The 14905-nt window shown below is 47.7% G+C and carries 13 protein-coding genes and 1 pseudogene; 8 read left to right on the forward strand and 6 right to left on the reverse strand.

Features of this window, described 5'->3' with window-relative positions:
- Positions 1–9 precede the first annotated feature (9 nt).
- The 4 genes and pseudogenes from GOU96_RS02345 to GOU96_RS02360 all read right to left on the reverse strand — a co-directional run bounded on the left by GOU96_RS02345 (position 10) and on the right by GOU96_RS02360 (position 2287).
- Positions 10–630 carry a LysE family translocator gene (locus GOU96_RS02345; protein WP_001090433.1) on the reverse strand — a complete coding sequence of 207 codons (621 nt, stop codon included), beginning with the start codon at positions 628–630 and terminating at the stop codon, positions 10–12.
- 293 nt (positions 631–923) lie between these two features.
- The gene (locus GOU96_RS02350; RefSeq protein ID WP_134987218.1) at positions 924–1373 is read right to left on the reverse strand and encodes an acyl-CoA thioesterase; all 450 of its coding nucleotides are present in this window, start codon (positions 1371–1373) and stop codon (positions 924–926) included.
- Between the two features lie 165 nt (positions 1374–1538).
- Positions 1539–1691, reverse strand: a pseudogene (locus tag GOU96_RS02355) (GGDEF-domain containing protein); the annotation flags it as partial.
- Positions 1692–1825: 134 nt separating this feature from the next.
- On the reverse strand, positions 1826–2287 hold the full coding sequence (locus tag GOU96_RS02360; RefSeq protein ID WP_000646483.1) for an oxidoreductase: 462 nt from the start codon (positions 2285–2287) through the stop codon (positions 1826–1828).
- A 568-nt stretch (positions 2288–2855) separates the two neighbouring features.
- Here GOU96_RS02360 and GOU96_RS02365 point away from each other — a divergent pair.
- The 4 genes from GOU96_RS02365 to GOU96_RS02380 all read left to right on the forward strand — a co-directional run bounded on the left by GOU96_RS02365 (position 2856) and on the right by GOU96_RS02380 (position 7650).
- Positions 2856–4325, forward strand: a complete 1470-nt coding sequence (locus GOU96_RS02365) for a protein adenylyltransferase SelO (RefSeq protein ID WP_175248030.1) — start codon at positions 2856–2858, stop codon at positions 4323–4325.
- 231 nt (positions 4326–4556) lie between these two features.
- On the forward strand, positions 4557–5555 hold the full coding sequence (dctP, locus tag GOU96_RS02370) for a TRAP transporter solute-binding subunit DctP (RefSeq protein WP_000476112.1): 999 nt from the start codon (positions 4557–4559) through the stop codon (positions 5553–5555).
- Between the two features lie 67 nt (positions 5556–5622).
- Complete coding sequence (locus tag GOU96_RS02375; protein WP_267781414.1) at positions 5623–6285, forward strand: TRAP transporter small permease; 663 nt, start codon at positions 5623–5625, stop codon at positions 6283–6285.
- Between the two features lie 3 nt (positions 6286–6288).
- Positions 6289–7650 carry a TRAP transporter large permease gene (locus tag GOU96_RS02380; protein WP_000257380.1) on the forward strand — a complete coding sequence of 454 codons (1362 nt, stop codon included), beginning with the start codon at positions 6289–6291 and terminating at the stop codon, positions 7648–7650.
- Between the two features lie 115 nt (positions 7651–7765).
- Here GOU96_RS02380 and GOU96_RS02385 read toward each other — a convergent pair whose 3' ends face one another.
- Both GOU96_RS02385 and GOU96_RS02390 read right to left on the reverse strand, forming a co-directional pair.
- Positions 7766–9106, reverse strand: a complete 1341-nt coding sequence (locus GOU96_RS02385; RefSeq protein ID WP_069216762.1) for a sigma-54-dependent transcriptional regulator — start codon at positions 9104–9106, stop codon at positions 7766–7768.
- 2 nt (positions 9107–9108) lie between these two features.
- Positions 9109–10902, reverse strand: coding sequence for a sensor histidine kinase (locus tag GOU96_RS02390; protein ID WP_076008172.1), 1794 nt, complete (start codon positions 10900–10902; stop codon positions 9109–9111).
- Between GOU96_RS02390 and GOU96_RS02395 the strand changes: the two genes are divergently transcribed.
- The 4 genes from GOU96_RS02395 to clpX all read left to right on the forward strand — a co-directional run bounded on the left by GOU96_RS02395 (position 10892) and on the right by clpX (position 14794).
- Complete coding sequence (locus GOU96_RS02395) at positions 10892–11110, forward strand: hypothetical protein (protein ID WP_001905151.1); 219 nt, start codon at positions 10892–10894, stop codon at positions 11108–11110. The two genes, GOU96_RS02390 and GOU96_RS02395, sit on opposite strands and share 11 nt — an antisense overlap.
- Before the next feature lie 290 nt (positions 11111–11400).
- A complete protein-coding gene (gene tig / locus GOU96_RS02400) occupies positions 11401–12702 on the forward strand; it encodes a trigger factor (RefSeq protein ID WP_001198446.1) in 1302 nt (433 codons plus the stop codon).
- A gap of 105 nt (positions 12703–12807) precedes the next feature.
- Positions 12808–13434: an ATP-dependent Clp endopeptidase proteolytic subunit ClpP gene (clpP, locus tag GOU96_RS02405; RefSeq protein ID WP_000121678.1), complete on the forward strand. Its 627-nt coding sequence runs from the start codon at positions 12808–12810 to the stop codon at positions 13432–13434.
- 79 nt (positions 13435–13513) lie between these two features.
- Positions 13514–14794: an ATP-dependent protease ATP-binding subunit ClpX gene (gene clpX, locus GOU96_RS02410; protein WP_000130332.1), complete on the forward strand. Its 1281-nt coding sequence runs from the start codon at positions 13514–13516 to the stop codon at positions 14792–14794.
- Positions 14795–14905 lie beyond the last annotated feature (111 nt).

Consider the following 14905-nt stretch of genomic DNA (forward strand, 5'->3'; position numbering starts at 1 on the left):
GCCAATTCGCTAACTAAAGTAGAGCCAGATACCCACCCCAGCCATTAGCGAACCTGCAATCCGATTGAGTAAACGGACATGGTGAGCTTGGCTTAATAAGCGCTTTAACCCTTTTCCACCCGTGGCATACAAACTCATGCTGATAAATTCGGAAAGCAGAATAATGGCAACCAATACAGTCAGTTGTGGAGCAAGGCTTAACGATTGATCAATAAAAGGGGGCAGCAGAGATACCATAAACGCCCAGCCTTTAGGGTTAGCAATTGCGGTCACAAAACCTTGTACTAATAGACCCCAGTCACTGCCTTGGTACGTGTTTTCTTGTTCGATATTGATCGCCAGCTTGCCCCGTGAACGCCACATTTGCACACCTAAATACACCAAATAGCTTGCCCCCACGATTTTAAACAGAGTGAAAATATCTGGATAACGCAGCATGACCGCCGCAATGCCTACCACTGCCGAGACCGCGACCAAAGCCACACCCAGTAGTTCGCCTACCATCATCCATAGTGTTCTTCGATAGCCAACGCTCATGCCCAGAGTGAGGGCCAAGGTCATATTCATACCTGGGGTAATCGAAACAAAAAAGAAGGTGGGAATAAAGAGTCCCAAAAGTGCCGTATTCATCCATTCTCTCCCTAGCCTGAGGATTATCGTGTTAGTTCCATTAACAACAACTCCACAATATAGGCCGATTGGGAAATGCGCAATCTTCAATTGAATGAGGCACTTTGAAGGATGCAGAATATAACGTAATGACTTGGGTTGGTGAGCAACTATTTGAAAATAGCGGAGGGGTGGGTACGTCGTATCGGACACTGCTATTTTGCAGATAGTCACCAAGCGGGTTTGATCGCTTGGTGACCGTGCCCTTATCACCTGAAGTGGGAACGTGCTTTCACCTCAATCACAGGGTTTGTCTATGCATCGTTCATAGAGACTGATTCAGCTTGTAGAGTGTGAATGGCTTCGAGCACCGTAGGCGGTAGCAAGGCTTTCTCACCCGTTTTAAAGTTAAACATCACAACCGTAGCGCTACCGACGGTAGTCACTTTACCAAGTTTTTGGCTCACCACTTGGTATTCCATGCTAAAGCGATCTGCTTGAACAGAGGTAATGCGTGAGCCAATCAGCAGCGTATCGGGAAAAGTGACCGGAATTTTATAACGCGCTTGTGTCTCCGATAACACAGGGCCAATTTGAGTGCGTTGTAACTCTTCCATCAGCTTAAGATGAGCGAAGTAATCAATTCGCGCGGTTTCAAAGTAGCGAAAGTAGACCACATTATTGACGTGTTGCAGCGCATCCATCTCTCCCCATGCGACCACGATTTTCGTGATCACAGGGAAATCTTTTAAAAGCGATTCCATGCCTTTTTACTCGTGTTGTGATTAGAACAAATATTCTAACGGTAAATGGCAATTGTAAGCTTGAGCTTGTTAGCAAAACGTTAAATTCCTCAGCTGCCGAGGGTTTCGTTGATTAAGGGAGAGTGAGAGATGGAATCAATCTTGTTGCACGGTATTGCTAATGCATTACTCATTAATTTGCGTGGATAACGAGGTATTCTCTGAGGAAAAGTAGTGATCGCAAAAAGTGGCGAACTCGGTTTTAGTGATAGGACGAGAGAAATAGTAGCCTTGAAATTCATCTACCCCCAATTGTTTGAGCTGCTCCAATTGCGCCAAAGACCAAGCCGCCAGTTGGGTGTACTTGGTGAGCATATTATAAGTATTAGTAAAGCGAACCATGGCCCAGATTGACAGCAAGACCATGACGAATACTAGCGTGAAAAATGCAAGTAGAGACTTCTTCATCGACGTTAAGGGGTGATGATTTCTATACTGCTGATCTGCCAAACCATACGGCTGTGCAGTATTTCATTATCTAACTCGCCACTACTACTGAGTGGATAGATTGACCAAATTGGTCCACGGTCACGGATCTGCATCGGTTTGCCATTATTTTGAATCGCGAAAACAGGGTTGTACTTCTCAATATCAGAATAAGGGATTTCGGCCCAATATTTGTTTAGGGCAATCACTTTAAGGTCGGCTTGTTTTACTCCCATCCAAGCTAATAATGCCTGAGCAGAAATGCCTTTAAACTCCGTATTACCTTGTGTCCACGGCGTTTCGGTGACGATAGTTAAATCACTGCGGGCTAACAGTTCTTGATAAGTGGCCGAAACGGTTTGCCCTTGATGGGTTATCGTGAGGATCGGTTCTTGTGCAAACAATTTGCTGCTGATTAACGCCAACAGCGTCAATAACATGGCCTTCATTGTTCTCATTGGTTGTCCCTTTATCGTGAGTGAGGTTTATATAGGTATAGGTAGCCCATTTCACGCGTGCAAGGTCGATCTTTAGTTTGAGACTAAAGTCGATTTCGCTCATCCCTTGGAAGAACTGGCGGCATCCCACTTTTGTCACAAAAAATTAACGTCTCAATCTCTTGCTGATTTTTCAAAGTTTCACCATATTGTCATTACCGTGTCATAAACATAAAGGTGAGGAGATCGATATGGAACACGTTGAAATGGTGCAACCTAGTGCTCTAGGTGTTGTGGGTCGTACGCTGGTGTTTTCCTTATTGGCATTAGGCTTCACCTTTATGCTGTTATAGCAACACCTAAGATTCACCAAAGCCGAAGCAGATTGCTTCGGCTTTTTTATCCGCGGGTTTTTATCCACTTGAGCTGCCTTCTAACACCTTTGGTAAGCATAGGAAGAAAGGGGACGTTGAGCGAGAGGTTCGGGTTATCTTTCTCTACAACGTCAGCACAATAAAACCTAGTGAAAAGGTCAAGTATTTGCTACCGTGCGAGCAAACCATTGATCGCGAGTCTACTTATGTCAGTGTGGAATGCTGTTCATCTTAGCCGACGTTTTGCGGCGTTACCCCAAGCTTTTTATACCCCAGTTCATCCTCAGCCTTTGCAAAATGTACGTTGGGGGATGTGGAATGCTCGTTTGGCGCAACAATTTGGTTTGCCTGAAGCACCGAATGATGAGTTATTGTTATCGCTGTCAGGGCAGCAGCTACCTGCTGATTTTTCTCCCGTCGCGATGAAATACGCAGGACATCAATTTGGGGTGTATAACCCCGATTTAGGCGATGGCCGCGGTTTATTATTGGCGGAAATGGCGACCAAGCAGGGCGACGTGTTTGATATTCACCTCAAGGGAGCAGGGCTTACGCCTTATTCACGGATGGGTGATGGGCGAGCGGTGCTGCGCTCATCCCTTCGTGAATATTTGTGCAGTGAAGCGATGGCTGGACTCGGTATTGCCACGACTCGCGCATTAGCACTAATGAGTAGTGAAACGCCAGTCTATCGAGAGCGTGAAGAGCGCGGCGCACTCTTGGTGCGTTTAGCCCATACCCATGTGCGGTTTGGCCATTTCGAGCATTTTTTTTACACCGATCAGCATGCGAACCTGAAATTACTGGCGGATAAAGTCATCGAATGGCATTTCCCAGATTGCGTGCAAACATCGAAACCTTATGCGGCTTGGTTTTCGCAAGTGGTTGAGCGCACTGCACTGATGATTGCGCAGTGGCAAGCGTACGGCTTTAACCACGGGGTGATGAATACCGATAATATGTCGATTCTCGGGGAAACCTTTGACTATGGTCCCTTTGCCTTTTTGGATGACTACGATCCGAACTTCATCTGTAATCACTCGGATTATCAGGGACGATATGCCTTTGATCAGCAGCCACGCATTGGCCTTTGGAACCTCTCCGCATTAGCGCATGCGCTGTCACCTTTGATCGACAAAGATGATTTAGAAGCCGCACTGGGGAGTTATTCTGAACGCCTCAATCTGCATTTCAGCCGTTTGATGCGCGCGAAACTCGGTTTAGCGACCCAGCAAGAGGGGGATGGTGAGCTGTTTGCTGATTTCTTCGCGCTACTGGCCAACAATCACACCGATTACACGCGCTTTTTACGCGAGCTCTCCTGTCTGGATCGGCAAGGAAACGAGGCGGTGATCGATTTGGTGTTAGATCGCGAAGCGGCTAAGACCTGGTTAACCCGTTATCTTGAGCGCGCTGCTCGTGAGTTAGGTCAAGAGGGGCGACCCATCAGCAGCAGTGAGCGCTGCCAAGCCATGCGCCAAGTGAACCCGAAATACATCTTGCGTAACTACCTTGCGCAGCAAGCAATTGAGTTTGCTGAACGAGGCGATTTTGAGGAAATGCAACGCTTAGCCACTGTGTTGGCTAGTCCTTATGCCGAGCATCCCGAGTTTGAACGCTACGCAAAGTTACCGCCAGAATGGGGGAAAAAACTGGAGATCAGTTGTTCTTCCTAAGGCCTGTTACGTATGGGTGGAAAGTGACCCATTACTGAAATTGGATGGGTGGATTTCCACCCATTTTTTATGGCTGAAACCTCGAACACAAGAGAGGAATGCCATCACTGGTTTTACAAGTTACTGATTTTAAATAAATGTTAATTTTATGTAATGAGTGGCGCGCAAGTTGCTTTGGTATGGGTACGCAGTCCAATGATGGGCTGAAAAATCCAACCAAGGAGAATAAGAATGTTCAAGCCGCTTACCCTAATTGCCGCTTCTATCCTCGCTGTCACAAGCTTTAATGCTGCCGCTAATTGTGACCCAGGCGAAATCGTGATCAAGTTCAGCCATGTGACCAATACCGACAAGCACCCGAAAGGGATTGCGGCATCACTGCTGGAAAAACGCGTCAACGAAGAGATGAACGGTAAAGCCTGTATGCAGGTCTTCCCTAACTCAACGCTGTACGATGATGACAAAGTGTTAGAAGCCCTGCTCAACGGCGACGTACAACTGGCTGCACCTTCGCTGTCTAAATTTGAAAAATTCACCAAAAAGTACCGTATTTTTGACCTGCCTTTCCTTTTTGAAGATGTGGATGCCGTTGACCGTTTCCAAAGTTCCGCCAAGGGCGAAGAGCTGAAAAATGCCATGACTCGCCGTGGTGTAAAAGGCTTGGAGTTCTGGCACAACGGGATGAAGCAGATCTCTGCCAACAAGCCAATTCTGGTGCCTGCGGATGCCAAAGGGTTGAAATTCCGTGTACAAGCGTCCGATGTGTTGGTGGCTCAGTTTGAGCAGATCGGTGCTAACCCACAGAAAATGTCGTTTGCGGAAACCTACGGCGGTTTACAGACCAAAGTCATTGATGGACAAGAAAATACTTGGTCAAACATCTACGGACAAAAGTACTTTGAAGTACAAGATGGCACCACCGAAACCAACCACGGCATTCTGGATTACCTCGTGGTGACCTCAAGCAAATGGTGGGATGGCTTACCTGCAGATGTTCGTGATCAGTTTGCCAAGATCCTCAATGAAGTCACGATTGAGCGCAACGCAGAATCCAACAAAGTGGAAGAACTCAATAAGCAGTACATCATTGAAGCGGGCGGTGTCGTACGCACTCTGACTCCAGAGCAGCGTCAGCAATGGGTCGATGCACTCAAACCGGTATGGCAGAAGTTTGAGAAAGACATCGGTGCCGATCTGATTGAAGCCGCTCTGGCAGCTAACCAGAAGTAACCTTTATCTGGCCCCATCACGGTGGGGCCGTTTGTCTGTTCGTCACACTATTAGAGCGATGTATCACATGGAACAGTCATGGTTTTCGAGAGTCGGCCAGTTTACCGACTCGATTGAAGAATTTCTGATCGCGTTTTTTATGGGCGCGATGACGCTACTGACCTTTGCAAACGTCATCATGCGTTATCTATTCAACGACAATATTCTCTGGGCGCTTGAGGGAACAGTGTTTATGTTCGCTTGGATGGTGCTTGTCGGGGCTTCATTTGGGGTAAAACGCCACTTTCATATTGGTGTCGATGTGCTGATCAATATCGCACCAGCACGATTGCGTAAGCTGTATGCATTGGTTGCTGTGGCCTGCTGTTTGGCATTTTCAATCCTCTTACTGATTGGTTCTTGGAACTACTGGTACCCCTTTATTAGCGAACGTGCATGGTATGAAACTGATGATATTCCCATGCCTGAAATGCTGCAGTTTATGGCGGATTGGTTCAATGAAGGTGAGCGCTATGAAAAGCTGCCGCGCTTTATCCCTTATGCCGCTCTGCCGATAGGTATGGCGCTGCTGACTTTCCGGTTTCTGCAGATCGCTTGGCAAATTCTCATTGGCAAACTGGATCGCATGATTGCTGGTCATGAAGCCGAAGAAGATTTAGAAGCACTAAAAGCAGAGCTTTCAGAAGCGGGTGAGGCAATGATGCCTAAGACTCAAGTCAAGGAGAAGTAAGCCATGGCCGTTGCACTGTTATTTATTCTGGTTATCGGCATGATGATTGTTGGCGTGCCGATTGCTATCTCGCTGGGCTTATCCAGTATTTTGTTCCTATTGTGGCACTCGGATGCTTCTTTAGCTTCGGTTGCACAAACCCTGTTTAACGCGTTTGCTGGCCACTACACTTTATTGGCGATCCCGTTTTTTATTCTCGCCTCAACGTTTATGTCTACTGGCGGTGTAGCTAAACGGATCATCCGTTTTGCGATTGCTATGGTTGGCTGGTTCCGCGGCGGTTTGGCGATTGCTTCTGTTGTCGCCTGTATGATGTTTGCGGCGCTCTCGGGCTCATCTCCGGCAACGGTGGTTGCCATCGGCAGTATCGTGATTGCGGGCATGGTCAAAAACGGCTACAGCAAAGAGTTTGCGGCGGGGGTGATTTGTAACGCAGGAACCTTGGGTATTTTGATCCCCCCTTCGATTGTGATGGTGGTGTACTCAGCGGCGACCAACGTTTCGGTTGGCCGCATGTTCTTAGGTGGTGTTGTCCCAGGCTTATTGGCTGGTCTAATGTTGATCATCGCGATTTACATTACCGCGCGGATAAAAAATCTACCCAAGCAGCCCTTTGTTGGCTGGAAAGAAGCGCTGAAAGCAGCCAAAGAAGCAAGCTGGGGCTTATTACTGGTGGTGATTATTCTCGGTGGGATCTACGGAGGGATCTTTACCCCAACAGAAGCGGCAGCTGTGGCGGCGGTGTACTCCTTTTTTATCGCCAACTTCATCTATCGTGATATGGGGCCGTTTGCGGATAAGACCAATACCAAACCGGTACTGGTCAAAGTAGTGGAAACCTTTGTCCACAAAGACACCAAAGCGACCTTGTATGATGCAGGTAAGCTGACCATCATGCTGATGTTCATCATTGCTAACGCGCTTATCTTAAAACATGTACTGACCGAAGAGCGCATCCCGCAGATGATCACCGAATCCATGCTGTCTGCTGGGCTTGGGCCAATTACCTTCTTGATTGTCGTGAACCTAATCTTGTTGGTGGGTGGTCAGTTTATGGAGCCATCGGGTCTTCTGGTTATCGTCGCTCCCTTGGTATTCCCGATTGCGATTGCACTGGGCATCGACCCTATCCATCTCGGCATCATGATGGTGGTGAACATGGAGATTGGCATGATCACGCCGCCCGTCGGCTTAAACCTGTTTGTGACCTCTGGGGTAGCCAAGATGTCGATGATGAATGTGGTTAAAGCTGCACTGCCGTGGGTGGGCGTCATGTTCCTCTTCCTGATTATTGTCACTTATGTGCCTTGGGTATCCACTTGGTTACCGACGCTCTTGATGGGGCCGGAAATCATCACTCGCTAGCGCTTAACGCTTAAGTTTGCAAATAACGACAAGCCCTTCGCATGCGAAGGGCTTGGTTTTTTTATGCCGACCTTAAATCTGAGACCTAGACTTTTAACCAGAACGCGGGATGGTTTCAGGGTTTGTAACTCTCTTTATCGAGCTGATATTTCTGCATTTTGTCATACAAGGTTTTACGTGGAAGGTGGAGACGCTCCATGGTGGCTTTAATGCTGCCACCACACTCAATCAGCGTCTGCTCCAAAATTGACTTCTCAAACTCCGCGACTTGTTCATTCAGTCCGAGTAATTTGGATTTTGGCTCATGGCTTTCAGCAAATTGTGCCAACTTACCGAGTAACACATAGCGCTCTGCGGCATTACGCAATTCCCGCACGTTGCCCGGCCAATCGTGACTAAGCAAGCTTTGCACATCGGAGGCCGTCAGTGCTGTAGCCGCTTTACCATAACGTGCGGCAGCGACCAGTAAGAAATGGTGGAAGAGGGCAGGAATGTCCTCTCTACGCTCACGCAGCGGTGGGATCGTTAGGGTGACAATGTTGAGCCGATAGTAGAGATCTTGCCGAAATCTCCCTTCGGCAGCGGCTTGTTTTAAATCGATTTTAGTGGCAGCAATCACCCGAATATCAAGGGGGATGAGTTCATTCGAGCCAATCCGTTCGATCACTCGCTCTTGCAGCACACGCAGCAGCCGGATCTGCGCTTGCATCGGCATCGATTCAATCTCATCTAAAAACAGAGTGCCACCTTGAGCATGCTCAAACTTACCCACTCGACGGCTGTCTGCCCCCGTAAACGCGCCTTTTTCATGGCCGTAGAGCTCGCTCTCAATCAAGTTCTCCGGCACCGCACCACAGTTAATCGCAACAAAATTCTGTTCACGGCGCGAGCTCTGTTCATGCAGTGAACGGGCAACCAACTCCTTGCCGGTTCCTGTTTCACCAAACAATAAAATATCCGCTTGGGTATCCGCCACTTGGGCAATGGTATCGCGCAGAGTTTGAATGGCGGCGGTTTCACCAATAATTCGCGGGCCTAAGGTTTGGCTGACTTTTAAACTGCGTTTTAGCTGACGGTTTTCCAAAGTAAGGCGACGTTTTTCGATGGCACGGTGTACCGTGTCAATCAACCTCTCAGGCGCGAAGGGCTTTTCAATAAAATCGTAAGCACCATCATGCATGGCTTTGACCGCCATCGAAATATCGCCATGCCCAGTGATAAGAATGACAGGCAGTTCACTGTCTTGATGCAATACGGAGCTCAGTAAATTCTGTCCACTTAAACCGGGTAAGCAGATATCACTGACGATCACCAATGGGAGTCCTTGCGCCTTGATTGCCAGCAGTGCCTCTTCGACACTGGCAAAAAACTGCGCGTTGAGGTCTGCCAATTCGAAACTTTGAGCGAGCGCAATGCGGATATCGCTCTCATCATCAATCAAAAATACATCACACATGGTTAGTCCATATTGAGAGGTCTGAAACGAGGCAGGGTGATGGTAAAGCGCGCTCCACCGAGTGGTGAAGTCGCCACGCTCAATGTTCCCTGCATGCTGTGCAAAATTTGCTGTGAGATAGAAAGTCCAAGCCCTAAACCATTCTTTTTCGTGGTGTGGAAGGGTTCAAACAGATGGGGCAAGGTTTCAATGCCGACACCGGGGCCATTATCATCAACGAAAAGGGCTATTTGCTGTTCAGAGGTTTGCAGACGAATTTGAACCACGCGCTCCGCTTGTCCCTCTAACGCTTGCAGCGCATTGGTGAGCAGATTAATCAGTACTTGTTCTAACTGGATGGGATTGACGCGTACCCAAACGGGCGTTTCGAGGTCGCACAGCTCTAACAAAGTCATCTGCGCTTTAAATTGCCCAGTCATCAACTCTTTGGCCGACAAAATCAACGGGTACAACTGCACGTCTTGCTGCTCATTGGAAGTGGATTTTCGGGCGAAAGATTTCAGCTGCTCACTGATTTTCGCCATGCGCTCCGTCAGTGCGGAAATACGCGAGAGATTTTCTTCAGCGCGTTCAGGCTTGTTGGTGGCAAGGAAACGGCGGCCGTTATCGGCAAAACTGCGGATCGCCGCCAGCGGATTGTTCAGCTCGTGGCTAATACTGGCCGACATTTGGCCGAGCACTGCCAGTTTCGCCGCTTGGATCAGCTCATCTTGTGTTTGGCGCAGTGCGTGCTCGGTTTTGATCCGCTCTGCAATTTCCGCATGCAATTTGGCGGTGCGCTCCATCACCTCAAATTCCAGTTTCTGCTTGGTTTCTTGTTGCAGCTGCTCGATTTGTCGCTGACGCAGCTGCCGGTGATGCCACAGTTGAAAGCCCAAATACACAATCGCAAACAACATGCAGAGAATAATCACTAAGCCAAACGCCGACCAAAAGAGTTCGATTTTCGGTGAAAGTACGCGAATGGTCAGAGCAAGTTCAGGAAGCGGGCGACTCGAAACAATGTAGTCATCTTGCAGCCAATGTTTTTCAGGCTTGTGCCATTCGCTTTGCTCCGCTTGCAAGTCGCCCTGCCAGCCGAGGGAAGGAATAGGGCTGTCTAAATATTGCTGGCTTTGGCGAATGTCGTTGAGCTGTGCGGGAGATAAATCTGCAACGCTATGAAACAGCCAAGCGGGTTGGCTCGACATAAACACCACTTGATGATCATCAGTCGCCACAAAATAGCTGCTCTTGCTTTGCCAGCCCTGTTCAATGGCCGACAAATCCATTTTGACCACGATAACCCCTAAGATTTCCGCCGCATAAATCACTGGATAAGCGTAATAGTAGCCGCGTTGTCCTGAGGTTGACCCCAGCGCAAAATATTGGCTTTTTTGACCCGCAATGGAGAGGTAAAAATAAGGTCGCCATGCAAAGTTGCGCCCGATAAAAGAGCGTTCCAAATTCCAGTTGCTGGACGCGATCGTGTTGCCAAAGCGGTCGATCAAATAGGTATCTGCGGCTTGGATCACCTCATTGACTTGCTCTAAATAGCGATTGGTGATGTCGATTTGCGCCGAATTTTGTGCTGAGAGCAGTGCATCCACCAACTCTTTATCTTTAGAAATCAGGTGGGGAATGTGGGCGTATTTATCTAAAGTCGCAACGATATGGCTTGAAAAACGATCAAGCTGCGACTGATGCTCATTGAGCAGCGCTTGATACTGGAAACGCCAGTATAAGTGCGTGCTCATGCTCACCAGCACAATAAACATGACCCACAACATCAAGCTGAGACGACGAATGGATGGCATCCTTGGCTCTTATCAACAAATCCTTTTGTTACATCATACTGAGAATGCACAGCCGAAGCGTCTAAAAAGATCGCAATCTCGGTCTGCAAAACAAGAGCAAGATCTCTTTTTACGCTTTTCAATAAAAAAAAGCCTCGATTCCATTGAAAAAGCCTATATTGTCCCCATTTCAGAGTCGCTATCGGTTTCCTTTTGGTGGAATTTTTAGCACTTGATTGGGTTTTCAGGAGATTGGCTTGACTCTGACCGGGGATTAACTCGACAGCTCCGGCTGTGGTCGTTAGAATGTCGCGTCTGAAATTTGGTCCTGAGACTAATCGGAGATACCTTTGCCAAAAGATATCGCTCATTAGTCTGGTTTTCTGGTGATTCGCTTGAAAGCCGATGCTCAATATTTACATATCAGTGTTCAATCGGGCACAACACAAGGATGCAGCCACACGTCGTGTTGGCTCATGACGCTCAGGAACCCTGAGCCAGTTTTGAGGTTTAGAAATAATGCAAGTTACTGTTGAAACGCTAGAAGGCCTACAGCGCCGTCTGAATATTACTGTTCCAGCTGCAAACATCGAAGACGCTGTAGCAGCTGAATTACGCAACATCGCGAAAAACCGTCGTTTCGATGGTTTCCGTAAAGGCAAAGTGCCAATGAAGATGGTTGCGAAAATGTACGGCAAAGCAGTACGTCAAGACGTGCTGGGTGAAGTGATGCAACGCCACTTCATCGAAGCGATCGTAAAAGAGAAAATCAATCCAGCTGGCGCACCAACGTTTGCTCCAGTTGAAATTGGCGAAGGCAAAGATCTGGTTTTCACAGCAACATTTGAAGTTTACCCAGAAGTTGAACTGAAAGGCCTAGAAAACATCGCAGTAGAGAAGCCAGCAGCAGAAGTGACTGACGCTGACGTAGCAGAAATGCTGGAAACTCTGCGCAAGCAACAAGCGACTTGGAAAGAAGTTGACGAAGCGGCAGAAAACGGCAAACGCGTTTCTATCGATTTCGTAGGTTCTATCGATGGCGTAGAGTTTGAAGGCGGTAAAGCAGAAAACTTCCCTCTGGAAATGGGCGCAGGTCGCATGATCCCAGGTTTTGAAGACGGTATCGTTGGCAAAACCAAGGGCATGGAATTTGTTATTGACGTGACTTTCCCAGAAGATTACCACGCTGAAAACCTGAAAGGTAAAGCGGCTAAGTTTGCTATCAAAGTGAACAAAGTAGAAGCGCGTGAACTGCCAGAATTGAACGATGAGTTCGTTGCACGTTTTGGCGTAGCTGAAGGCGGCGTTGACGCTCTGAAAGCAGAAGTACGTAAGAACATGGAACGCGAACTAAAGCAAGCGATCAAAGCGCGCATCAAAGAGCAAGCGATTGAAGGTCTGGTAAAAGAGAACGAAATCCAAGTTCCTTCTGCGCTGATCGATCAAGAGATCAACGTTCTGCGTCAGCAAGCTGCACAACGTTTCGGTGGCAATGTTGAAGCTGCGGCTCAACTGCCTCGTGAACTGTTCGAAGAGCAAGCGAAACGTCGCGTAGTGGTAGGTCTGCTGCTGGGTGAAGTGATCCGTACTCACGAGCTGAAAGCGGACGAAGAAAAAGTGAAAGCACTGATCACTGAAATGGCGACTGCGTATGAAGACCCATCAGAAGTGGTTTCTTACTACGAGCAAAACCAACAGCTGATGAACAACATGCGTAACGTTGCTCTTGAAGAGCAAGCGGTAGACGCGATCATTGCGAAAGCAAAAGTAACTGAAAAAGCGATCAGCTTCAGCGAGCTGATGAACCCAGTTGCTGCTTAATAAGCAAACTGTAGCGTAGAAGGTTGACGAAACAAGCAATCATCTGCTAACAATGGTCCGTGTGATACCCATCATCCGGGCCATTTATTTTAGGGACATAAGACTATGAGCTACCAAGAAAAAAATGCAATGTCGCCCATTTTTGACGCACTCGTACCTATGGTGGTTGAACAAACCTCTCGTGGTGAGCGTTCATACGACATCTATTCTCGCTTACTAAAAGAACGAGTGATTTTCTTAACCGGGCAAGTAGAAGATCACATGGCAAACCTTGTCGTGGCTCAACTGCTTTTCTTAGAATCTGAAAACCCTGATAAAGATATTTTCCTTTACATTAACTCACCCGGTGGCAGTGTCACTGCAGGGATGTCGATTTACGATACTATGCAGTTCATCAAGCCAAACGTGAGCACAGTGTGTATGGGGCAAGCCTGTTCAATGGGCGCTTTCTTGCTTGCTGGTGGTGCACCGGGCAAGCGTTATGTACTGCCGAATTCTCGTGTCATGATTCACCAACCACTGGGTGGATTCCAAGGCCAAGCCTCTGATATTCAAATTCATGCTCAAGAAATTCTGACCATTAAAAACAAACTGAACCGTTTGTTGGCAGAACATACAGGCCAGCCAATCGAAGTGATTGAACGCGATACTGATCGTGATAACTTCATGTCGGCAGATCAAGCAGTGGAATACGGTTTGGTGGATGCGGTGCTGAAACACCGTGGCGAGTAAGCTCGTAATTGTATAACGCAATTTTGATTGAATTGTTATACACTCAAACCAAAGTGAGTAAAGGCTAAGAGGTTAGCGAATGACAGATAAAAGCAAAGAGGGCGGTAGTAGTAAACTGCTGTACTGCTCTTTCTGTGGCAAAAGCCAGCACGAAGTTCGCAAACTGATCGCAGGTCCGTCCGTGTATATTTGTGATGAGTGCGTTGATTTATGCAACGACATCATCCGCGAAGAGATCAAAGATGTTCTGCCAAAAAAGGAATCAGCGGCGTTACCGACGCCAAGAAAGATTCGTGAACATCTCGACGATTATGTGATTGGTCAAGAACACGCCAAAAAGGTGCTAGCCGTTGCGGTATATAACCACTACAAGCGTTTACGTAATGGTGATACGACTAGCGAAGGCGTTGAGCTGGGCAAGAGTAACATTTTGCTGATTGGCCCAACGGGTAGCGGTAAAACACTACTGGCTGAAACGCTGGCGCGTTTGCTGGATGTGCCATTTACCATGGCGGATGCGACCACATTAACTGAAGCGGGTTATGTGGGCGAAGATGTAGAAAATATCATTCAAAAGCTGCTGCAAAAATGCGATTACGATGTTGCAAAAGCGGAGCGTGGTATCGTCTATATCGATGAAATTGACAAAATTTCTCGTAAGTCTGAAAACCCATCCATCACACGTGACGTGTCGGGTGAAGGGGTTCAGCAAGCGCTGTTAAAACTGATTGAAGGTACAGTTGCTTCGGTTCCACCACAAGGTGGCCGTAAACATCCTCAGCAGGAATTCCTGCAAGTCGACACCTCAAAAATCCTATTTATCTGTGGTGGCGCGTTTGCTGGCCTAGATAAAGTGATTGAACAGCGTGTTGCGACAGGGACTGGTATCGGTTTTGGCGCAGATGTGCGTTCTAAAGACAACAGCAAAACCTTGAGCGAACTGTTTACTCAGGTTGAACCTGAAGATTTGGTGAAATACGGTTTGATCCCAGAGTTCATTGGTCGTCTGCCTGTTACGGCAACGCTGACTGAACTGGATGAAGCGGCATTGATTCAAATTCTGTGTGAACCAAAGAATGCACTGACCAAACAGTATGCGGCGTTGTTTGAACTGGAAAACGTTGATCTGGAGTTTCGTGAAGATGCGCTGAAAGCGATTGCCGCTAAAGCGATGAAGCGTAAAACTGGTGCACGTGGTCTACGTTCAATCCTTGAAGCAGTTCTACTGGAAACCATGTATGAACTGCCTTCAATGGAAGAGGTCAGCAAGGTGGTGATTGACGAATCTGTGATCAACGGAGAGTCTGCACCGCTACTGATTTACAGCGCTAATGAGAGCCAAGCCGCTGGTGCGGAGTAATCTCAAGCAACAAAAAATAACGAGGAGGTATTCAATACCTCCTTTTTTTTATTCTGTCATTGAATCCAGTTAGTTAGCCCCCATATACTGCGTAACAAATGCAAAGCGGAA

Origin of the sequence: Vibrio sp. R-1, from assembly GCF_035615595.1 — a bacterium.
In the GTDB taxonomy this organism is placed as follows: domain Bacteria; phylum Pseudomonadota; class Gammaproteobacteria; order Enterobacterales; family Vibrionaceae; genus Vibrio; species Vibrio cholerae.